This window comes from Pseudoalteromonas sp. NZS11, assembly GCF_015864765.1.
GTDB lineage: Bacteria > Pseudomonadota > Gammaproteobacteria > Enterobacterales > Alteromonadaceae > Pseudoalteromonas > Pseudoalteromonas arctica.
This window is the reverse complement of sequence record NZ_JADYWP010000003.1, coordinates 1-22,428: the sequence shown is the minus strand read 5'-3', so window position 1 is coordinate 22,428 and position 22,428 is coordinate 1. Positions and strand designations below refer to the sequence as shown.

The window sequence follows — 22,428 nt, the reverse complement described above, 5'->3', positions numbered from 1 at the left end:
AAAAAAAAGCAAGCCAGGTGGCTTGCTTTTAGCGTCTTTTAATACACACACTTATAGACTCGATTTAACTATAACTTTTAAAATCTATAGCTTGCGCCAAATGTAATACGGCGGTCTGTAATACCTTGGAAACAAAGTAAAGCACCTTCGTTCACACAAGACTGGCTAACTTCTGACTCAGTTAAGTTAACGGCTTCAATACCGATATTTAGCTGATCGTTCACATCATAACTTATGCTGGCATTAAGCTGCCCTCTGTCTTCTTGTACAACAGGGAAACCCCATGGGAAGCTTGAAGTGCTACCAAAGTCAGTTGAACGGTACCCTTCGCGCCACGTGTAACGCGCTCGAGCAGATAGACCGTATTTCTCATAGTAGAATGTGATGTTATATGCGTTTTCTGACAGATCAATGAGTGATTGCTTAGCACTTATGTCTGCATCCGGGTTACCGGTTGTTAATGCAAAAACAGCATTTGCACGACTCGTTGCGGTGTCAAATGATTCACCACCAGAAAATTCTTGATAGGTGTAGTTAGCAACCACACCAAAACCTGATGCCCAGCCTAGCTCTTTTTCAAAATTTGATAAGTCGTATTGAGCTGCAAGCTCAATACCTTGCTGTGTTGTTTCACCAGAATCATTAATAGTAGTTTGTGTTGGTACACATAACCCTACGCCAGCATCTGGGCCAAATACGTTTATGTCTGCAATTGGATTAAATATGCCGCCGCCTTCACACTCTGGACCATTTGTATCGCGAAAGCCTGTGCTTGGGTCTTCAAATGGGTCAACTTGCTGTGTAACGTGCAAATCGCTACGTGTTTTATGAAAGTACCCCACACTTAACAAAGCAGCGGGTGCAAAATACCAATCTGTGGATATATCGAAAGAGGTAACTTCTTCTGGTGCTAAGCCTGAATTACCAATTGAAACGGCACTATTAGGGCTGGTGCCAAACGTAACAGATGTAGATAGGTCATCAAAATCTGGGCGTCTGATATCTTTTGACCAACCTAGACGAACAATCACATCTTCACTTACATTCGCGGCTAAATTGAATCGTGGTAAAAAGAAATCGTAATCACCTTTTGACGTTAGCTGAGTAACCAGTTCGTTGCCACTTCCATCTTGAGTAACAGAGTTACCTAGCGATGTAACTTCAGTCTCTAAATAACGTAGGCCAAAGTTACCGCGAAACATGCCATACTCAAAATTTGCTTGTGCATATAAGGCATGTGTTTCTTCTTCAATATCAAAAAATGCATTTACTTGAGACGTTGGTGAGCTTATTGGACCACGATCAGAACCCGTTATTGCATTATTAGCTTCAATCGCTTGGTTAAGCGCTGCTAATACGGCTTGTGGATCAGAGGATGCAAGCTCTGGGTTTATAAGTAAGAAATCACGAATATAGAGTGCTCGCCCATCACCATCGTTAAAGTTATCTGGGCCCGCAGTTAATAATTGTGCAAATAAATCACCCGTTGGGCTATCAGCCATATTTCTTAAACCAACGTTAGAGCGAACTTGATCCGACACACTACTCGTTTTACTGTAGCGGTAACCAAAATCGACTGACGTTATTACATCATCTAAGTAATATGTAAAATCTGTACGAAACGCATCTTCTGTATTTTCTGACTCATCTTGCCCTTGGTTTACGTCACGTAGAACAACATTTGCAGGGTCGAGTAATTGAGCCATTGTTGGCGCGTTTGCCTCCCCCGTTGCAATCCCAAACGTAAGTGCATCACCTGTAAGATCATACTCAAAAGGAGTCCCGTTTTCATTTGACGAATTAGTAGCAACATTTGGATTTATAAAATTAAGCGTTGTATTAAAGCTTGGTGTAGTTGAATCAGAACGAGAGGTTGAGGCTTCAACACTTGCAAATAATCTATCGCCTTGCCATTCGCCCCCTATTCTGAATATTTTGCTCTTTGTGATGCGTGAATTAGTATCGCTAGAAAAACGCAAGTTAGGATCGCCACCACCATCTTCAACCGGAATAACGCCTCTTACAGCCGCTTGTATGCTGCCTAGGTTTTGTCCGTCCAGTGAACCAAAATTAACTGTTTCAAACTCACTCGGTATTGATACATTTCTAAGATCACTTAGGCCAGATGCTTGTACTCTTGAGCTTTCTTGGCGGCGCTCTTGATCATTAACAACTGCATCAAAAAAGAATTTCATATTATCGTTTGGCGCATATTCAAATGTACCTGCGAAGTTTTTTGTCTCGTATTCGTAATTATCGTAATCTTGAATTAAAAATTGTACTGGTAGAAAATCAAACGATTGTGCACTTGCAGCACCACTATCAGCGGCTACCGAATTATCTCTATCTGCGCGAGGACGAAATGCGGTTACGTCTTGCTCACTGTAACTACCACTAAATACAACACCAAACTTACCGCCCGAATCAAGCTCCCAGTTATCACCCCAAGCACCCGATACCCTAGGAGTCACGCCATCTGTTGATAAGCTACTATCTTCACCTTGGACTCTAATTGAGCCTAGAGTTTCATTTAACTGTAACGGGCGAATTGTTTTAAGGTTTATTGTTGCGCCCACAGAGCCTTCGATTGTTTTTGCTTCTGGTGACTTAATTACTTCTACACCAGAGATGATTGCAGCTGATACATCTTCAAAACTAATGCCACTTCGTCCAGACCCTGAGCCAACTGTTGATACGCCGTTCACTTCTGTACGATTAGCATTGGTACCACGAATTTGAACGCCCGTACCTACCCCTGCTTCACGAGTAATTTGAATCCCCGTTACATTTTCAAGTACTTCTGCGAGGTTTTGATCTGGTAGCTTACCAATATCGACAGCCTCAATAATCTCAACAAGGCTATCTGCTGAACGCTTTTGTGCAAGCGCATTTGTAAGCGATTGTCTAATACCTGAAACCTCGATAACCTCAAGATCGTCCGCAGCTTTTTTTGGAGCTTCTTGCGCCTGTGTAGACAAAGACATACCAAGTGCGGTTGCCGATATAACTGCCAGTGTAATTTTAGATAACTTGTGACTCATAGTTTTTTTCCTGTGTGTGTGAAATGCTATGTTTAACCAGCTACTTTATTGTTTTTATTAAAAGCCCTTTCTTATTACAAAGTCTTAACTTTATATTTACACCCACACCTACAAAGGTCAACCTTTTGGTAATGAATTTAGATCAAATATTATGCAATATGTTATTACCAAAATAGAAAAACCTAACTAAACTTCAAGTTAAAAGCAAAACTTACATTTTAAGTTGATGTTATTTATGGTTTTTAAATTCTATTAGAAATAGGGCTGTCAATAACAAAGGTTAGAATAGTTATCGTTTTAAAAATGAAATAATTTAGGCAGGAGAAACCGATGATGTTGGGCGTGCTTAATAAACAGCATTATTGGTTAACCAATTTAATTGTTTTTTAGTTAAGTAGCGTAATTTAGGAGTGAGTTTTTTTAAGTACTGTTTGTTGATGTTATCGAAAATATAAAATTGAAGAATTTGAGGATCAAAAAAGGCGGTAAAACCGCCTTTTTAATGTGATCTAATGTTTAACTATTATTACAGCTTGTAACTTAAACCTAAGAATAAACGTGGGCCGTAGTCATTCACTTCACCTAAGTTACCTTCAACAAAGAAGTCTTGTGATTTAGGTGCACTGAACAAGTTAATTGCTTCTGCTTTAACTCTAAAGTGCTCATCAATTTTGTATGATGCGCGCATTTCCCATACACCTACGCCATCAACATAACGAAGTCGAGTACCATTTGTAGTATATGGTTGGAAATACTCACTACGATATTTGTAAATAACAGCAGTATCAAATCCACCAATTTGGTAGTACAGCTGGCTGCTAAATACATGCTTTGAGAAACCAGGTACTGAAGCCGACTCAATAATACCGTCAGTTAATTGTGTAGTATTACCATCTACGTCAGTCTCAAACGTATCGCCGTATAAGCTATCTTGGAACTCAAAATCAGTGTCTGCATAGTTGTAACCAAATTTCATACCGATGCCATTATCCCAGCGGTAAGAAAATGAAGCTTCAAGACCTAATATTTCACTGTCTTCATCTGATGTAACAGAGTTAGTAATTGGTAATGAAACAGTTTCACCGGCAACAGTAAAATCTTCAATTACTGTTTGTTGTTGAAAACCACCGTTGAACTGTTTGTAGTATAAGCTTAACGCTAAGATTGAATCTTCGTTAGGGTACCATTCAAACGCAGCATCGTAGTTCCACGACATAAGCGGTTGAGTGTCCGGGTTACCAGAGCCATTTACACCCACTAATAAATCGCTAATTGATGTTGCTGTACCTTCTGTATCTTCTTGGAATGTACGGCTGTAACCTAAATCAGATGGATCTGCGCGTGACATACCACGGTATATACCTGCACGGAATAAAATATCTTCACTGTAGTCAATAACTAGGTTAAAACTTGGTAAATACTTAGTGTAATCACCACCGCTTTTTATTTTATCCAATGAACCATTATCAGATTCAACCAGAGAAAGTACACCAGTGTCGCTTGTTACTACGTCAAAGCTATTTCTAAAACCAATCGAAGTTACTTCTGTGTCTACAATACGAAGACCAAAGTTACCGCGAATGAATTTACCAAACATTTCAGTATCGTAGTTAGCCATTAAGTACACTGATGTTGTTTTTTCTGTTACATCAATTGTACCTGCATTTTCATATTCAACTTCTGGGTAAGCAAACACACCATCAGCGTTAGAACCAGCTACAGCTTGTGAGAAACATACGTTGTCGTATGTAGCCCATGATGAACCTGTACCGCTATCTACAACGTTACCGTCACTATCAACATTTGTTACGATATCGCCATCAGATACACTTGATAAAAAGCCTGATTCAGGGAAATCGATTTGACAACCTTGTAATACGTCAAGCGCTTCAGTACCAGAGTCTAGTGTAAATTCATTTCTTGAACCGTTACCTTGGCTACCACCATACTGTAGGAAGGTCATTTCAGATGTTCTAATACCACCTTGAATACTGGTGAAAACATTGCCATCTAAGGTATAGTCAAAATCTAGTCGCGCTGAGATAACTTCGTTTTCACGAACATTTTCACGGTCAAGTCGTGTTCTTAGGCTATCTGTAAAGTTTGAAATATCTGTTACGTCAAAATCTGTCAGTGTGAAATGAGGGATCTCATCGCCCATATCCCAAGAAAAGAAATTACGACCTGATGTTCTACCACGGTTAGATATTTGAAGTTCTTCACGTTCAGTTTTTGAATACGCTAAATCTAAGTCAACAGTTAGTCTATCAGTAACTGTATGTTCTATATTTATACCGTAACCTTGGTAGTTTTCTTCACGAGAAAATTGCTCACCCGCTGATTCAATACGCTCTTCACCTTCCCAATGTAAAATACCGCCTACATCATTAGTAACAAGTGTTGGACCTGTTACGCCAGGTGTTGCACGTTTTTGTAAAAAGATTAAATCGTGGCGTGCTTCTTTTTGTGTTCTATCTGAAATCTGTGCATCAAAGTTAACATCCCAATCAGCTGACGGTTGGTATTGCAGTGCAAAAAACATTGCATCACGTTCATCTGATGTCTCGTTTTGACGGTAGCTTCGGCTGCTGCCAGTCCAAGCGTAAGGAGTACCATCACTTACTGCTTTACCTGTTTCAGGATCAATTTCTGTATCGTAACCTTGGTTGCTACTGCCACTAACTTGGTCTTCACAGTCGCCTGCGCTGCTACGATAAAAACCTTCATTGGTATTATTAGGATCGTTTAAACACGCCCATAATGAAGAACCTGATGGGCTAGAGCTTCTGTATTCAGCTTCTGGTTGGCTGATATCTTGGCGCTGTACACCAAAAGACACACCAACGGCTTGGCCGTTATCAAATTCAAACTGGTCTACATAACTAAACGTGCCACGGTAACCCGCGTCACTTTGAAGTGAGTTATCTACATTACCTTCATCAGGGTTGTAGTTTAATTTAACTTCAGCTGATACACGTTGCTTGCCAAAATCAAGTGGAGTTATAGTTTCAAGTGCAATAACACCTGCAACACCACCTTCAATCATTGACGCATCTTGCGTTTTATAAATTGCTACTTTTTTTACAAGTTCAGACGGAAACTGCGAAAAGTTAACTGAGCGGTCACCACTACCATTAGTCGCTTCACGACCATTGATATGCGTTGCACTTAAAAATGGACCAAGACCACGAATAGTGATTTCTGTTGCACCACCGTTTTCACGGTGAGATGCAGCACCTGTAATTGATTCCAGTGCTTCACCGATAGACAGTGCTGGTAAATCACCAATATCTTCAGATGACAGGCCATCAACTACCGTTGTTGCTTCACGTTTAATTGCTATTTGGTCTTGAATCGTTCTACGTGTACCTGTAACACTAATTATTTCAACGTCTTCTTCAACTTCTGTCGCTTTTCCCTGATCTTCCTGTGCGCTTGCTGTAAATACGCAAGAACTTGCCATACCTGCGATGACCGCTGTTCTTACCCATTTTGCAACTGGGCGCATTGCAAACTGCCCTGTTGTAGAATTATTGTTATCTCGTGACTTCAACGACATTTGAATTCTCCGCTGGTTGTTGTTGTGTGATTTTAGTGTGTTAGCTTGTTATGCTTATGTATATTTTATGTGACCTTTGACGTTAATATACTTAAACGCAGCACGATGATCAACCAATTTGACGTTTTAATATTACCATAAGGTATACCAATTTTAACTTAGCGGCATTACCAGTAGGTCAGGCAGGTTCTTTACTAGAATATAAACCGCTCTAAACTAGTTTATAAATGGGTAATGTAGGTTGAGAAAAGTGTGGTGATTATTAATAAATAATAAAAAAGCCCCAAATTTGGGGCTTTTAAAAGTTAACTGATTAATTGGTTATTTAATCGTTTTGTATTTTCCATATAGATCCAACACCGACTTCAGATGATTGAATATAATGAAGACCTTTAGCACCCGCCTCTGCCTGAAGGCCTGCAGGATCAGTTTCTAATAACGTACTTGCTGCTGTAACATACTCAAGTACTTCTTTGCCATTAGTTGCTGGGTCTTGGTCAATTGCACCATCAGTATCGAATGCGCCATTACCATTTAGTTTTCTAATTTCAACCCAGTCACCGCTTGCATCGCCTGATACTCGACTATCCATATAACCAAAGTTGTTACTTAGCACCGAACTATCATGATTAATTAAGTCACAGTCATATTCAAAAGCATGGTCACTATCAAGTGTATTTGGGTAAAATAGGCCTTGAGTTGTAGCACTGCTGTTTATTGTATCTGCGTCTGTTTGATCGCCTAAACCGTTTGCAATTAAATTTCCATTAAAGTTGATAACAAACGCATTTTTGGTTAGGCCGTATAGTACCGGTGCATTCGCTGCGGTTAACTCATCACAGTCACCAACAGGAGCGCGAGAACCAATTTCCGTACTAAATACAATAGGTTGCTGTGAGTTCAAAACCGTATTGTTTGTTACATTTAGTGTAAAGTCGCCAGCGCTATCAAGCACAGCTTGGTTACCAGAATTTGGCACACCGCCGTCAGCTTGCGAAAATGGGTTAGCTGTGAATACAATACCGCCTGCTTCTTTATTACCAGAACGAATACCTGCAATATAGTTGTTACTCACGGTGTGACCAAGTGGTGTAATCATCACGCCAGCAGGTCTATCGCTTGAGCTTGCAATATCTGTAGTACGAATAATAATGTTGTCTGTAACACTATTAAATCCACCATCTTCTAATGAAATACCACCATTAGGATTTACGATTGTATTGCCTTTGATGGTTGCACCAGAAGTTTGTACACGCATTAAACGACGACCCGTTACAAAGTTTTCTACGCGGTTATACTGAATAGTAAAGTTTGCGTTATCAGCTGCACCGCTACCCGTTGTACTACCTGCATTGATTAAGTATAAACTTGATTGATCAAAGTTTGGATTATCACTGTCACTAAATAAATTATATTGAATAACGTGATCAGAGCTTGATGATGATATTTTTATCACAGACCCTTTTTCTGCTACATTTCGATTAGAGAATGTATTTCGCTCAACCAACGCGCTTTGACCTTTTATCATCAGCCAATGGTATTCAGAGTTATTGAGTGTAGCTTCTTCTCCATCCATCGTGTTTTGCGAAAAAGTAAAGTTATCGCCTTCTGAGTAAATAACAGCACCTTCTTCGGCTTCACAAAATGCACCCGTTTTAGTATCTATATTCTTAAAGGTAAGCCCTGTTAATCCAGCGCCATCTACTCCAGCAGCTACATGCACACATACTTCACCGCTAAGTACAGGAGTTTGACCTTCTACAGCGCGAAGCGTTACTGCACTGGTTAATAAAATTGCGTCCATATCAGCATAAACACCGGTGTTTAAGCCAATAACATCACCATCAGCTAAACCACCACTTATAGCACCAAGGAGTGCTTCAGGGTTACTAACTAATTGTGTGTAAACCAATGTATCAAGTGAGTTTGTAACCTCACTCGCAAAACCATCGTTATCTGTATACGTAGCTTTTACCGACATTATTGAGCCAGCGTAAGCAGAAGGTGTAAATGTTTTACTATTACTGTCGGCTACTTCAACGCCATCAGCAGACCAAGTATAAGTAACGTTTGCCTCTTCAACACCGTTGTTATCAGTTATCTCAGCGGTTAACTCGCCACTTGTCAAATAAGGCGCTACGCCCATAATGGCGACGCTACCGGCTTCGTCAACCGCAACAGCAGAAACAGCAATTGTTTCCTCTGATGTATTATCCTCGATAAATCCATTATCATCTGTGTAAGCAACTTGAACACTTATCTTTTGACCTAAAAGTGATGCATCAACTGTAAAGGTGCTTTGTGTTGCGCCATCTATCTCTTGTGCGTCAGCAAGCCATTGGTAAGTAATATCTCCTGTTGCCCCGTCGGTATCAGCAACTTCTGCTGTTAATATATTACCAACGGTTGGCGTGCCACTAATTGTAACTTCGCCTTCTGAGTTTGTTCGTGCTACAACCTCTGTACCCGTTGAAGTCACAGACTCGTTAAACCCACGGCTATCTTCAAAAGATGCACTAACTGTTATAACTGTACCAAACTGTGCGTCTGTTAACGTGAGCGTTGAAAGTGCTTCATCTGCAATCTCTATGTCATCAGCAAACCATTTATAAGTTACTGTATCGCCATCAAAGCCATTTTCGTCAGCTACATTGGCTGTTAGTTGCGAACCAACTAGAGCGTCGCCCGTAATAGTTAAACTTGCAGGGAATGCGATTGCGGCAACATCTGCGGTTGGATCTGTAATATGCGATTCATTGATACCGCCATCATCGGTATAAAGCCCTTGAACTGTAATTGGTAACCCTATCTGATCGTCAGTCAGTGTAAACGAAGCGCTATTTGCACCTGTAATTGCCTCACCATCTGCATACCAATAGTAAGTCACGTCACCTGAGATACCATCAGGGTCACTAACTTCAGCTGTTAATGTTTGTCCGCTTGTAACAGTTCCACTAAGAGCAATAGAGCCCAAGTTGTTGTCATTGTTGTTTGAGTTTGTGTCACAACCAACTATTGCAGCTGCAATAGCGCATAGCGCAAAATGTTTTAATTTCATGGTGGCTCTATTCTCCAAATTTATGGTTTTACTATTTGGTTATCTATTGTGTGTGTTACCAAATAAATCATGCGTTTATTACCAAATTCATTTAAATTGCAAATAAATTGTTAACCAACTTGGTAATATAACCATAATAAAATAACTTTTTCCACTATATCCACCCAATTAAATAACAACAAATAAACATAAAGTTAACCCTGCACTGTTATCGCAGGTCAAAAATTGAATTCAATCATGCACAATTACTGCGAAAATACATAACCTTAGAGTAAAAAATTGGTTTTACATGGGGTTAAGTAAATCAGATTTATTTAATATATATGAAGTATTCTTATTTGAAGACTATAAGAAAATTAAGAAATGAAGTGAGTTTGTATAAAAAGGATTATTTACAGAGAGAATGAAAAATAAGGGTAAAAAAGGGGCTATTTTCTTGCCCCTTTTTTATTAAGTACTGGTTTATAAAATAGCGTTATTATAAAACTCTACAGGCTCATTTGAGCCCAAAGCAACAGGCACACGTTGATGCAAGCTCGTTGGCGCAATATCTAAAATACGCGTTCCTCTAGAGGTTGCTTTACCACCTGCGTTTTCAACTAAAAGCGCTAACGGGTTTGCTTCATAAAGCAGTCTTATTTTTCCGTTATCGTTACCACTGCGTTTATCTTGCGGATACAAAAATAACCCGCCTCGGCATAATATACGATGAACGTCGCCTACCATCGCTGCATTCCAACGCATTGAGCTTTTTTCAAAGCTTTCACAGGTGTAAAGCAATTTATCAAAATACACTTGTGTCGGTTCGTCCCAATAACGGTAGTTAGCCATATTAACGGCAAATTCACGACTCTGCTCTGGCACACTTAACTGCTTATTTGTCAGTAGATAACCGCCATGCGTTGAGTCTAATGTATAACAACGCGTTGGACCGCCAGTACTCATTACAAGTAATGATGAAGGGCCGTATAACACATAGCCTGCACATACTTGATTTACACCAGGCTGACTAAATTGCTCGTCGCTGTCGAAGGCAACATCATCACGGGCTAAGTAAATAGTAAATATAGTGCCTATTTGCCCATTAACATCAATATTAGAAGAGCCATCTAGTGGGTCAAAAGCAACAATAAACTTACCTTCAGGATGGCCACCTACCGCATGATCTTCTTCCTCTGATGCAACTGATCGAACGCTGCTGTCGTCAAGTAGTATGTCTTTAAGTAGTTGGTTTGCAATTACATCTAGCTTTTTTTGAACTTCACCTTGGATGTTTTCATTCAATGTTGAACCTAAAACACCGGCTAATTCACCTTGGCTTACTCGAAAAGCAATTTCTTTACTGGTCGCTAAAATTGTGCGAATAAGTAAAATAAGATCGGTATCTACACCGTCTTCTTTTAATACTGTATTTAGTCTTTTCATGCGCTATACCTATTTACACAATTTAGATCGTCAAAGCATTGCTCTAGTCTTGCAACCATACTTTGCTCTGAATGACGCAACCATACGCGAGGGTCATAGTATTTTTTGTTTGGCTTATCATCCCCATCAGGGTTACCAATTTGCTCTTGTAGGTATGCTTGGTTATCTTTGTAGTAGTCTAAAATACCTGTCCAACACGCCCATTGCGTATCGGTATCAATATTCATTTTAACTACACCATAGGTTAAAGACTCTGCAATTTTATCGTACTCAGAACCACTACCACCATGAAATACAAAGTTAATTGAGTTGCTTGGTAGATTAAATTTTTCTGATACGTAAGCTTGTGAATCTTTTAAAATAGTTGGTGTAAGAACAACGTTTCCTGGCTTATATACACCGTGAACATTGCCAAAAGACGCTGCAATTATAAAGTTAGGGCTAATACGACTTAAACGTTCGTAAGCAAATGCAACATCTTCAGGCTGAGTGTATAAAGAAGAGCTGTCTAGGTGTGAGTTATCAACACCGTCTTCTTCGCCGCCCGTGCAGCCAAGCTCAATTTCAAGCGTCATACCTATTTTTGCCATACGCGTTAAGTAACGTTCACAAATTTCGATATTTTCTTCTAAAGGCTCTTCTGACAAATCAATCATATGCGAGCTAAACAGTGGTTTGCCAGTCAGTTCAAAGTGTCTTTCACCTTCATCAAGCAAACCATCAATCCAAGGTAGTAGCTTTTTAGCTGCGTGATCAGTATGAAGCATCACTGCTACTTCATAATGTGCTGCCACTGAATGTACATATCTTGCAGCACTTACCGCCCCAAGCACTGCTGATTGTTGCTCCGGTAAAGATAAGCTTTTACCACAAAAAAATTGAGCTCCACCATTAGAAAGCTGAATAATAACGGGCGAGTTTTTCTTTTTAGCAGCTTCTAGCGTCGCATTTATAGATGTTGTACTAACAACATTTACCGCTGGCAACGCATATTGATTAGTACGCGCATGTTCATACACAGCACTTACTTCATCGCCAACGATTACGCCTGGCAGTATTGTTGGGGCTAAATAATTCATTTATGAAATCCTTTCTATTTTAAAGCCTGGATACAAGAATCAGTAATTGCTTGCCAATTTTCTTGTTCAACCCACTCTTTTTTCGCTATCCAAGTACCGCCAACGGCGAATACATTATTTAAAGAAAGATAGTCCATTTTGTTACTTTCGCTAACGCCGCCTGTAGGGCAAAAGCTGACTGCTCTAAATACTGACGACACAGCTGATACAAAAGGTGCTCCTCCGGCAAGCGAAGCCGGGAATAATTTTTGCTCTTCAAAGCCATATTCAAGTGCCATTAAAATATCACCTGTGTTTGATACACCAGGAAGTACCGGCACATTACATTTAGCAAGAGCAGTAAGTAGCGCAGGAGAAACCGCTGGCGTTACAATAAAGTCAGAACCCGCTTCAAGTGCTTGCTCTAAAATGTCAGTATTTATGACTGTACCCGCACCGACTTTTAGCTCTGGCACTTGTGCCTTAATAGCTTTTAATGCTTCTAAAGAAGCCTCTGTTCTTAGTACTACTTCAACTAAAGTAAGGCCAGCGTTAGCCATAGCTTTCGCTATTTGAACACCTTGCTCTGGCGTATCAGCTTGAATTATAGGTAGCAGTGTTTGTCCTGACATAAGTTCAGAAAAGCGAGTCATAACGTTGTTCCTTTATAAAAAGTAATGCGGCCGAGGTATGGCGGCCTTTAATGTTTAATTATTTTGTTATACCAATTGCATTAAATTAATGAGCTATTATAGCGACAAGAAAATAGCTCAATAACAAGGCTAAAATTATGATACATAGTTGTTCTATATAAATAATTTTTAACGTAGTTAGTGAGTTATTTAATACGCTAAGGTGATCATGTTTTTAATAAAATTGGTATCAGGTACCAGCTTCAACCATTGCTAGCTGAAATATATCTTTTGGAGCAATAGCGCCTGGCTGTTGTATAACCGCACCGGCGGCTTTTGCAGCAAGTTGTACAGCACTCGAAATTGGTTTATCAGATAAACGAGCACCTAAGTAAACACCGTTAAAAGCATCGCCTGCGGATGTCGTATCTACAACATTTGTTACCGGTATTATAGTGTGGCTTTGAAGAATATTGCCCTCTTTTGTCACTACCGATTCAGGGCCATTTTTAACAACAATTTCTTCAATTTGGTAAGGTTTTAAATATTCAACAACCGCTTCTACGCTATGAACGTCATAAAGTGTTGTTAAATCTTCAACGCCAGGTAGGGTAATATCTGCAAGCGTAAAGGCTAAATGATATTGCTCTTTAGTTTCCTCTACACTATTCCACAAACGCGCTCTGTAGTTAGGATCAAAAACTATTTTAACCCCAGCATCTTTGAGCTGCTCTACAACTTTCCAAAAATGCTCACGTGCACTTTCTTCAATTATTGCTAATGAAATTCCTGAAAAGAAAAACATATCACCTTGGCTAAGCTGCTCGAGTGCATCAGCATCTAAAAAATCAACAACCTTTTTAGCTGCAGAATCATTACGCCAATAAATAAAGCTACGCTCACCATGCTCATCGGTTTCTATGTAATACATGCCAGGTACTTTGGTATCGTGAGCAAATACGAGTTGTGTATTTATTTGTTCACTTTCAAAGCGTTCTAGCATTTTTTTACTTAAATTATCTTGACCTAAAGCCGTAACAACCGAAGTAGTAACCTGCGGGAAGCAACGTTTTAAATACACTGCAGAATTATAAACATCGCCTGCAAATGATTGGTGTAGTGTGGCTGCGCTCATAGCTCTAAGCTCGACCATGCATTCACCGATAAAGTAAATATTTTTCATCTTGGAAGTTACCCTATGTAGTTAACTGCTATGCGCTTATACAAAACATGTTGGCATAGCAGTTATTATCTAGATTATTGAGGCTTTTTAAGAGGTTCTATTTTTGGAATTAAAATCCAAACAGCTGCCATTGCTATAATGGCTAAAGAAGCACCAATAACAAATGCTGGCGTATAATTACCATCAGCAGTAAGAATAGGCACAAGCGATGTAAGGCCTACAGCACCAAGTTTTGCCGCCATACCAGAGAAACCTGATAATGTACCTACAGCTTTTTTGCCTAACAAATCACTTGGTAGTGTTTGCACGTTACCAATTGCAGTTTGAAAACCAAATAATATAACAGCCATAATTAGTACCGCTGTCGTTGGTCCGCCTGGATTTGCCATTGCAAGTAACGCAGGTAACATAATTAAACAGCCCAGCGTTATAGTTAGCTTACGTGTTTTATCTGTATTCCAACCGGCTTTGAGTCGGTTTTGAGCTAATAAGCCACCAAACCAAGCACCAAACATAGCGCCAACATAAGGTACCCAACCATATATACCAATAGACTTAACATCCATGCCGTATACTTCGTTTAGGTAAATAGGTATCCAAAAAACAAATAACCACCAAATAGGGTCAATCGCAGCAGAGGCAATAATTACACCCCAGCTTTGCTTACGAGAAAGTAACTCAGCAGTTGAAGGGTTATATTCTTCTTCGTCTTCACCTGTTACATCGCCATTATCATCAACACGTCTTTGACCTGTTAAGATATATTCACGCTCTTCGGCAGTAAGCCAAGGATGAGAGCTAGGCGGCGCTTTAACTAAAATTAACCAAGGCACTAACCAAAGAAAACCTAATACGCCCACAAAAACAAACACCATTTGCCAGCTAAAGTAGATAGTTAAATAAGCAATTAAAGGAATAGCAATAATACCGCCAATAGCAGCGCCAGAGTTAAAAATACCCTGTGCTAAGGCGCGCTCTTTAGTAGGAAACCATTCAGCATTACCTTTAGCTGCGCCCGGCCAGTTACCGGCTTCTGCTACACCTAAGATTGCGCGAAAAATACTAAGGCTAAGTACACCTTGTGCAAATGCATGTGCAACGGTTGCAATAGACCAAACACCTATCGATAAAACAAAACCGAAGCGTGTGCCTACCCAGTCAAATATTTTACCAAATATGGCTTGACCAAATGCATAAGCAAATACAAACACAATTGAAATATTAGCGTATATTTGTTTGCGTTCTAGCGCTGATTCATCAGGAAATAAATCTTCAACAATGTCCGGCCAAAGCACACTAAGTGCTTGACGGTCGATATAGTTAATAATGGTAGCTAGCGCAATTAGCGCTATAACCCACCAACGTAAGCCTTTAAGTTGCATAATTAATCCTCAAGAAAGTCTTCACGCGCTGGGCTAAAAGTATCAATCAGGATTCCGCCTGTTGGGCAGGTAGCTCCATGATCAGCAAATGGTGGGATTAAGCAGCTATCACCCGGTTTTAAGATTTTAGTGACGCCATCAATGTTAAAGTGGAACTCACCTTCAACAACATACGTTACTTGAGAATGTCTGTGAGCATGGTTATAACCAATAGCCCCTTTCTCAAACCAAATTTTAACAGCCATTAGCTCTTCGTTATAACCTAGCATTTGACGTTTTAGACCATTTCCTAAATCTTCAATTTCGGTCTCGTTGCCAAATGAAAAGTTTGCGCTTTGCTTTTGCATCCTATTTACTCCTGATTATTGTTCATCATATAAACGCCTAATCGGCCATTTAAAGTGAACTCTTTATTTTGATAATTGAATGTATTTTTAGCTGAGGTTGGTGCTTTATTAATAGCCACTAAATATGACTTGCCTTTAATATCAAGTTCAACAAGTGTTAAATCGCCCTGCTGACTATATTCAAGCTTTGTAACTCTACTAACAGCTTCTAACGTATATTCTTTACTTGGATTGTATTCACCGTGAGGCTCTAATACAGATATAAATTTATGTTGCTTTTGACCCTCAACACGACGAATAAAACCGTTTTCGTTGCGTAAGTTAAAATCAGGGTCGTTTGCGCCTATTTGAGTAAACAAGAAAGACTCATCACCTTTAACCAAACTCGTTTGCGTATAAAAGCGACCATTTTCGTTTAACCACGTTACTTTAGCTAAACCACTTTGAGGTTGCGCTTGAGCTTTAAGCCATAGATGCTGGTAGCCATTTTTAGTACCTAATGCAGACAGTTGTGTTGCATTCGCTTTTAGCTCAAAGCTGGTATCTATAAGCTGACCTTTATAATGCAAAGGCAAATCAAGCTGATGTGCTTTATTTGCTGCAACATCAAATATATCAAGTGCAACTGTGCTTTGTAGTTCAGGTAAGTTAATAAGTGCAAGCGTACGCTCAAGATCAACGCCTTTATAAGCTGTGCTTATTTCGCCGCTTGAAACTGTGCCGTATTCATTCGTTTCGAAAAAGTTAAGTGTAGGGTAATTACTATTTCCTACTTCAACATTTGCATTAAAATGCGTTGTTTCGTCAACCACTACCGTATTGTGCGCAACAGTGTGTTTAGCGTAAGTTTCGTTTTCAGGTAAATAACGACCGCCGTATTTAGCTTCTACATTTAAAAAACGTGCTGCGCCATAATCAGATACAATTTCATTACCGTGGTCGTAAAACTGCCATGTTAGTTTATCAAAATGACCGTGACCTAAGCCTTGTGCAGCAGGTTTAAATAGTAGAGCTTGATCGCCACCTACCTGCGTTCTCATTACAACTAGAGCACCTTGTTTACCGTCATTACCATCGCCGAAGGCAACAGATTTAAACGAATAAGGTTTTGCCATGTTGTTATCAAGTGCTTGAGCTACTTTTAGTCCATCACCAGAGAGAACTATTTGGTCTTGTTGCTTAGCAATATCTAAATAACCCGCATCGTTGGTTAAGCCATATGCTGCCGTTACACCATTAACTAACTCAATGGTATCGATACCTTTACTTTTTATTGCATCGTTAATTGGGAAAAACAACCCGTTGTAGCTAAGTTGAATCGTCGTATCAATCGCTTTTAATAATATGCCATCGCGATATTCAAAGATTTTTCGTTGTGGTTCGTTGTTTTCAATCGCTTTAGCAAACGTTACAAAGGGTAATAGTGCAAAGCGTTGATAGTAAGGACCTTCGTTATAGTAACCTTGTGGTGAAAACAGCATTTCTAGCTGCTTAATAAAGCCACCTTTACCCGACTTTTCTAAATCGTATAATGATTTTTCTACCCACTCAGGTTCACCTAATACATACCCTGCCATGCCAACACCCGCTGTTGCCCATGTTCCATGATTATGTACTTTATTAAATGTAGAGGGTTGGCCTACTGATGTGAACAACGAAACAGGACGTAGTAAGTCATTTTCAATTTTTTTAATGTTATCGGCATTTAACGAATCATGAATTAGATCATAAGCTTGTATTGTGTACACAAGCCACATTGCTTCATTCAGGCTTTGCCAAAAAAACTTACCTGGATTTTGCGAGTCCATTTTACGTTTTGGATGCAGACCAAGCGTTGGATATAATTTTGCATACTCAAGCAACATATCACGCACGTAATTTGCATATTTATCATCTTGGCTTAATTGATAAATAATGCCCGCGTTGTACATAAGTTGGTAATTTTTCTTATGACGCTCATGTGTATAACCACCACCACCGTCTTTTGGAACGGGTACAGTTATAGGCTGTGCAATTTGCTCATCAACTTGTGCTTTTAGCGATTCAAACGCAGTAGCAAACTTTGTGCTGCCGTTGCTACTAATTGCTTGGCGCATTTGCTTAACATCATCAGTAGTAATTACTAAGTTTGGGTGCGCTGCATGCGCACCCAATGATGTAAGTAATGTAAGTGCTGCTACAGCCGCTATTTTAAAACCTGTTTGGCATTTTAATAAGTACATAGTATTTACCCTGCCTTATTTAAAATGTTGTTATTTTTTAATACTGCTGTATGTGGGCCTTTAACTCTTAGTTCTTTAACACTTGGTGCTTTAGTTACATCAAATGTATTATCTGAGATTTCAGTTTTAGGCTCGCCTACTGTGTGCTCTACAACAATAGGAGCAGATTTAACAAATTTATTATCTTTGATATTAGTAACCTGAACACCGTGAACATAAATGCTCGCTTGCTCTTTGTTACGCTTACCAAGGCCGACGTTATTAAGCGTGTTATTTGTCATTTCAAAATGAGGGCCAAATGTACTTTCATCAGTACCACCACGGTAAAGCTTAAGTACACCACCTTGCACATCATTAAATGTATTATTATTTACAATAACGTATTCCGCGTTATAAACACCTAAGTCTTCAATTTCAGTATTTAGACGTAAAATGTCACCTGTTACTGTATTAAAGGTATTACCTGTAACAATAATTTCGTCAGCCATTGCACCTTTACCAGTGATAAAGAAATGGAATGAATGATTAATATCTAAAGCATTTAACTCTGAGTTGGTCATTACAAAGCGGTAATTATCAACCATACCCCATTTTTGCGTACGAACAATGCTGTTACCTATTGCATCTGGCGCGTTTTCACCTGAAATAGATAAACCATCTAGTTTTAAGCTGCCGCCATCATGTATTTCAAACAAGGTAGAGCGTTGAAAAGTAAGTTTAGACTTTGTGTTCTGCTTTGCTTTAATTGTCAACGTTTTATCAATTTTAACCAGTTTAGAAACATCATACTGGCCAGGCGCTAGTTCTAGAACATCACCCGACTCTGCATTATCAATAGCGTCTAGTAATGCACTTACATCAGCTTTAACAGAATGTGTCTTACCAGAATCAAAATCAACTAAAGCAGGTACTTTTGCATACCAGCTAACACCGGTATCTTCTTTTTTAAGTACTTTTAAATCGCGCTTTGCACCTACATTTAAACTTTTAGATGTTGGGTAAAGTAGACCATTACTTGCTTTTTTAAGCGTGATTTTTTCTTTTTTTACACCGTACGTTAGCTCAGAAAGTACTTTTGTATCAGCAATGTTGTTACTTAGTACCAGCCCGCTTACATCATCAAATGTTGTAAATGGCTGTTCACCATCTTGATTTATAATTAAGTTGTTTTTCATTACGCTATCTTTAGGTGCAGCGCTACGCTCAGCATCGCTACCAGCGGCAAGTTGAATATGACGCACATTTATAAATGTGTTGTTTTCAATTGTCGCATTTTCAACTTGGTGATAACGATTTATAGATGAATTTGGTACGCCGTTCATCACAGTAAAACCACTGCCAAAACGATACCCTGTTAGACCTTGTAGGTAGTTATTTCTTACAATTTGGTCTTTATTGATAACGCGAATACCACCTGTGTGGTCAACACCATTACCAATAAAAATATTTTCTTCTATAAGGTTACCGTTACCATGGCGCAGCGTTAATGTACCGCGCGCTTCATAAAATACGTTATTACGAAGGATGTTTTTACCTGACTTAACCGACACAATTTCTACTTCACCATTGGTGCGTTCAAAATAGTTATTTTCTACCAATGTATGCGAATCAGTTAATGAGTAATGGCTGGTGCCAATACGTAGGGTTTCACCACCGTTCGAACCAAAAGTTGGACGGTAGCCAAAATAGTTGTTGTCTATGCGGTGATAGTTTTCCTGACTTGCTTGAGTGTTTAAACGAACAGCAACTGTCACACCTTTATTTCGTTTGCCAACTAAATGACTATGATCAAAGCGGTTATGTTGTCCATATAATGCAACCCAATAATCAGACTCTCGTTTGTCTGGATTACTGTAATTATCGATTACTGTTTGAGTAACTCGTGAATTGTAGGCTAATTCATTTTTATTTTTACGAAACTCTATTACAGCTGAGCTCGGTGTGTAGCCGTCTTTAAATACTAAACCTGAGGCTTCAAGGTATTTACCTGCAAGTCTTAGGTTCGATTGACCCGATAAAATTACTTTACCGTTAGTTTCAGCGGTCAATAAAATAGGAGAGTTTTTTGTACCTTGGCCTTCAAGTAGGATTTCGAAGTCAGACCAAGTACCATTTTTAAGTACTACTTTGTCGCCAGCAACTAGATTAGCTGCGATATCATTAAAAGCTTGTTTACTTTCTACAAAATAATCTTTGGCCGCTATTTGTGTGGATATGCAACCGATGAGAACTAGACTAAGCTTTATTGTGTTAATCAAACGCATAGTTAACTCTTTTTCGTTGTGACTGAAAGTAGTGCTTCATCAGAATTTAAAAAAGCTGACATTGCACAAAGACTTTAGTCAATTGGTGTCATGTGTGTTAAAGCGCCTTAAGCCAAAAGCTTAAAGCGCTCAATAAGGTCGAGAAGTATTACTTTTCTAGCTTTTTGAAGTAATCAAAAATTTCAGGAACATTACCTTGACCCATACCAGCGTCAAACGCTGCTTGTAGGTTAGCTGATGAACCTTCAGCGATTTTTGATTCAGTACCTAGGTCTTCTACCATTTGTAGGAAGTAGCCTAAATCTTTGTTTGCATTAGCAATCGAGAAACCAAGGTCGCTAACATTATCAACTGCATAGTTTTTACAAAATTGCATAAACGGTGAGTTAGATGGACCAGTCGACATGATGTCAAAAAGTTGTTGACGGTCAACACCAGCAAGCTCTGCAACTGCAAATGCTTGTGACATAGCACATACTGTAGTCATGCCCATGAAGTTGTTGATAAGCTTAGTTGTATGACCTGCACCTAGCTCGCCAAGATGGAAAACGTTTTCACCTTGATCTTCTAGTACTGGTTTAACTTTATTGAATGTATCAATATCGCCTGCAGCCATGATGTTTAAAAGGCCGTCTTTAGCATGTGCTGGTGTACGACCAAGAGGAGCATCAATCATGCCTGCGCCTTTAGCTGCTAAATCAGCACCAATTTTTTTAGTAGATGATGGAATAGAAGTACCAAAATCAACTAGTACTGCACCTTCTTTAATACCCGCTAGGATACCGTCTTCTGCATAAATGATTTTTTCTACAACGGCAGAAGTTGTAAGACAAAACATAACAATATCTGAACCTTCAGCTAGCTCTTTAGCAGTGCTTGCTGTTTTTGCGCCTCTAGCGACACATGCTGCAACCGCATCTTTGCTAAGGTCCATAACAATTAGCTCATAGCCTTTGTTTTGTAAATTTTCGGCCATGTTGCCGCCCATTAAGCCTAAGCCGATGAAACCGATGACTGGTTTTGACATGAATAACTCCTAAATATGTGGCGCATACTTTTATAAGAACAAGTAAAATCTACTTTAAAATACGCTGTGTCTTTGTTTCAATTTGTAGAGTAACTTTAAGCTTGAGTTATTTATAAATTAACCTGTGCAAAACGTAACTCTGATTAATTACCAATACATTGTATTCACTCAAACCAAGCAACTTACCAATTGGTATGCAAAAACTGTATTACCATACGCCTTTTTTGTCAACCAATAAGTTAACCAAGTAAATCCCATATTTTTACAAATTACATATAAATAAATTTAATATAAATTAAAAACAAACAGTTAGACACAACAAACCCAATAGGGTATAGGTTAACTTTTGTTGAACAATCAGTAACTTTTTTTATACTAATAGGTTGACCAATAATTGAGTGTTCTTTATTTAAATATGCAAAATTCAATAAAATGGTTCATTAATTGGTAATTTACAATTGATGTTATTGGTAAAATTATAAGGATCATACGTCAACAGCTTCCAACTCTAAATGGTATTGAGGTTGTGATTTGTACGTAACGCCTACATATATGGCTAATACATATAAAAACCACAAAGTGCGCTTAATAATAGCGCTTAGTTAAAAATATACTGAACTTTGAAAAATCACTAAAGGAACTGAATAATGCGTTTATTACATACTATGCTGCGTGTTGCGGATTTAGACAAATCAATTGCTTTTTATACTGAAGTATTAGGTATGAAAGAATTACGCAGAGCTGATAACAGTGAATACAGATACACTCTTGCCTTTATTGGATATGGCGAGGAAGCAGATAATACAGTATTAGAGTTAACTTATAACTGGGACGAGGATAGCTACGACCTGGGTAATGCTTATGGCCATATAGCCATTGAATTTGATGATATTTACAAAACATGTGCTGATATTAAAGCTGCCGGTGGCAATGTAAGCCGTGAACCTGGGCCTGTAAAAGGTGGTACTACTGAAATTGCTTTTGTAAAAGACCCTGATGGCTATGCAATTGAGCTAATTCAGAAAAAAGATGACATGAGTAAATTTTAAATTACCTACCAACTAATTCAAGTTATAACAATTTGCTTAATGCCAATCTGCTTATATATGGGGTCTATTTAACGTTAAGAAAATTACGCTAGAACTAGGCAAAAATTTTTGTATCTAGTTGTTCTAAATAAAAAATTTTTAACGACGTTATAGTGCAATTTAATTCGTTAAATTGATCAAA

13 protein-coding genes are annotated in these 22,428 nt (G+C 38.8%); 1 reads left to right on the top strand and 12 read right to left on the bottom strand.

What is annotated here, in order from left to right; genetic code table 11:
• Positions 1 to 77 precede the first annotated feature (77 nt).
• From I6E82_RS07225 to I6E82_RS07170, 12 genes are all read right to left on the bottom strand, one after another.
• Positions 78 to 3,041, bottom strand: coding sequence for a TonB-dependent receptor (locus I6E82_RS07225; protein WP_076924853.1), 2,964 nt, complete (start codon positions 3,039 to 3,041; stop codon positions 78 to 80).
• A 526-nt stretch (positions 3,042 to 3,567) separates the two neighbouring features.
• On the bottom strand, positions 3,568 to 6,600 hold the full coding sequence (locus tag I6E82_RS07220; RefSeq protein ID WP_101217448.1) for a TonB-dependent receptor: 3,033 nt from the start codon (positions 6,598 to 6,600) through the stop codon (positions 3,568 to 3,570).
• Between the two features lie 325 nt (positions 6,601 to 6,925).
• Positions 6,926 to 9,658, bottom strand: a complete 2,733-nt coding sequence (locus I6E82_RS07215) for a poly(beta-D-mannuronate) lyase (protein ID WP_197117341.1) — start codon at positions 9,656 to 9,658, stop codon at positions 6,926 to 6,928.
• Between the two features lie 462 nt (positions 9,659 to 10,120).
• Positions 10,121 to 11,083 carry a class 1 fructose-bisphosphatase gene (locus I6E82_RS07210; protein WP_010555334.1) on the bottom strand — a complete coding sequence of 321 codons (963 nt, stop codon included), beginning with the start codon at positions 11,081 to 11,083 and terminating at the stop codon, positions 10,121 to 10,123.
• On the bottom strand, positions 11,080 to 12,162 hold the full coding sequence (gene fbaA, locus I6E82_RS07205) for a class II fructose-bisphosphate aldolase (protein WP_007585332.1): 1,083 nt from the start codon (positions 12,160 to 12,162) through the stop codon (positions 11,080 to 11,082). The genes I6E82_RS07210 and fbaA overlap by 4 nt, the downstream gene beginning before the upstream one ends.
• Positions 12,163 to 12,176: 14 nt before the next feature.
• Entirely contained in the window at positions 12,177 to 12,794 is a 618-nt protein-coding gene (gene eda / locus I6E82_RS07200; RefSeq protein ID WP_007585331.1) for a bifunctional 4-hydroxy-2-oxoglutarate aldolase/2-dehydro-3-deoxy-phosphogluconate aldolase, read from the bottom strand.
• A gap of 229 nt (positions 12,795 to 13,023) precedes the next feature.
• Positions 13,024 to 13,956, bottom strand: coding sequence for a sugar kinase (locus I6E82_RS07195; RefSeq protein WP_101163380.1), 933 nt, complete (start codon positions 13,954 to 13,956; stop codon positions 13,024 to 13,026).
• A gap of 74 nt (positions 13,957 to 14,030) precedes the next feature.
• Positions 14,031 to 15,338 (bottom strand): MFS transporter, encoded by a 1,308-nt coding sequence (locus tag I6E82_RS07190; RefSeq protein ID WP_007585328.1) that lies wholly within the window; start codon positions 15,336 to 15,338, stop codon positions 14,031 to 14,033.
• A gap of 2 nt (positions 15,339 to 15,340) precedes the next feature.
• Positions 15,341 to 15,685 (bottom strand): cupin domain-containing protein, encoded by a 345-nt coding sequence (locus tag I6E82_RS07185; RefSeq protein ID WP_002962963.1) that lies wholly within the window; start codon positions 15,683 to 15,685, stop codon positions 15,341 to 15,343.
• Between the two features lie 5 nt (positions 15,686 to 15,690).
• On the bottom strand, positions 15,691 to 17,907 hold the full coding sequence (locus tag I6E82_RS07180; protein ID WP_197117339.1) for a heparinase II/III domain-containing protein: 2,217 nt from the start codon (positions 17,905 to 17,907) through the stop codon (positions 15,691 to 15,693).
• 5 nt (positions 17,908 to 17,912) lie between these two features.
• A complete protein-coding gene (locus tag I6E82_RS07175; protein WP_101217453.1) occupies positions 17,913 to 20,171 on the bottom strand; it encodes a polysaccharide lyase 6 family protein in 2,259 nt (752 codons plus the stop codon).
• A 148-nt stretch (positions 20,172 to 20,319) separates the two neighbouring features.
• Positions 20,320 to 21,198, bottom strand: coding sequence for an NAD(P)-dependent oxidoreductase (locus I6E82_RS07170; protein WP_007585320.1), 879 nt, complete (start codon positions 21,196 to 21,198; stop codon positions 20,320 to 20,322).
• Positions 21,199 to 21,845: 647 nt separating this feature from the next.
• On the opposite strand from I6E82_RS07170, the gene gloA reads away from it, so the two are divergent.
• On the top strand, positions 21,846 to 22,247 hold the full coding sequence (gloA, locus tag I6E82_RS07165; RefSeq protein WP_197117337.1) for a lactoylglutathione lyase: 402 nt from the start codon (positions 21,846 to 21,848) through the stop codon (positions 22,245 to 22,247).
• Positions 22,248 to 22,428 lie beyond the last annotated feature (181 nt).

Excerpts from the sequence above, each read along its gene's own strand:
- I6E82_RS07220 (WP_101217448.1), bottom strand. The coding sequence starts at position 6,600 with ATGTCGTTGAAGTCACGAGATAACAATAATTCTACAACAGGGCAGTTT.
- I6E82_RS07210 (WP_010555334.1), bottom strand. The coding sequence starts at position 11,083 with ATGAAAAGACTAAATACAGTATTAAAAGAAGACGGTGTAGATACCGAT.
- I6E82_RS07170 (WP_007585320.1), bottom strand. The coding sequence starts at position 21,198 with ATGTCAAAACCAGTCATCGGTTTCATCGGCTTAGGCTTAATGGGCGGC.
- gloA (WP_197117337.1), top strand. The coding sequence starts at position 21,846 with ATGCGTTTATTACATACTATGCTGCGTGTTGCGGATTTAGACAAATCA.
- eda (WP_007585331.1), bottom strand. The coding sequence starts at position 12,794 with ATGACTCGCTTTTCTGAACTTATGTCAGGACAAACACTGCTACCTATA.
- I6E82_RS07180 (WP_197117339.1), bottom strand. The coding sequence starts at position 17,907 with ATGTACTTATTAAAATGCCAAACAGGTTTTAAAATAGCGGCTGTAGCA.
- I6E82_RS07175 (WP_101217453.1), bottom strand. The coding sequence starts at position 20,171 with ATGCGTTTGATTAACACAATAAAGCTTAGTCTAGTTCTCATCGGTTGC.
- fbaA (WP_007585332.1), bottom strand. The coding sequence starts at position 12,162 with ATGAATTATTTAGCCCCAACAATACTGCCAGGCGTAATCGTTGGCGAT.
- I6E82_RS07215 (WP_197117341.1), bottom strand. The coding sequence starts at position 9,658 with ATGAAATTAAAACATTTTGCGCTATGCGCTATTGCAGCTGCAATAGTT.
- I6E82_RS07190 (WP_007585328.1), bottom strand. The coding sequence starts at position 15,338 with ATGCAACTTAAAGGCTTACGTTGGTGGGTTATAGCGCTAATTGCGCTA.
- I6E82_RS07225 (WP_076924853.1), bottom strand. The coding sequence starts at position 3,041 with ATGAGTCACAAGTTATCTAAAATTACACTGGCAGTTATATCGGCAACC.
- I6E82_RS07195 (WP_101163380.1), bottom strand. The coding sequence starts at position 13,956 with ATGAAAAATATTTACTTTATCGGTGAATGCATGGTCGAGCTTAGAGCT.
- I6E82_RS07185 (WP_002962963.1), bottom strand. The coding sequence starts at position 15,685 with ATGCAAAAGCAAAGCGCAAACTTTTCATTTGGCAACGAGACCGAAATT.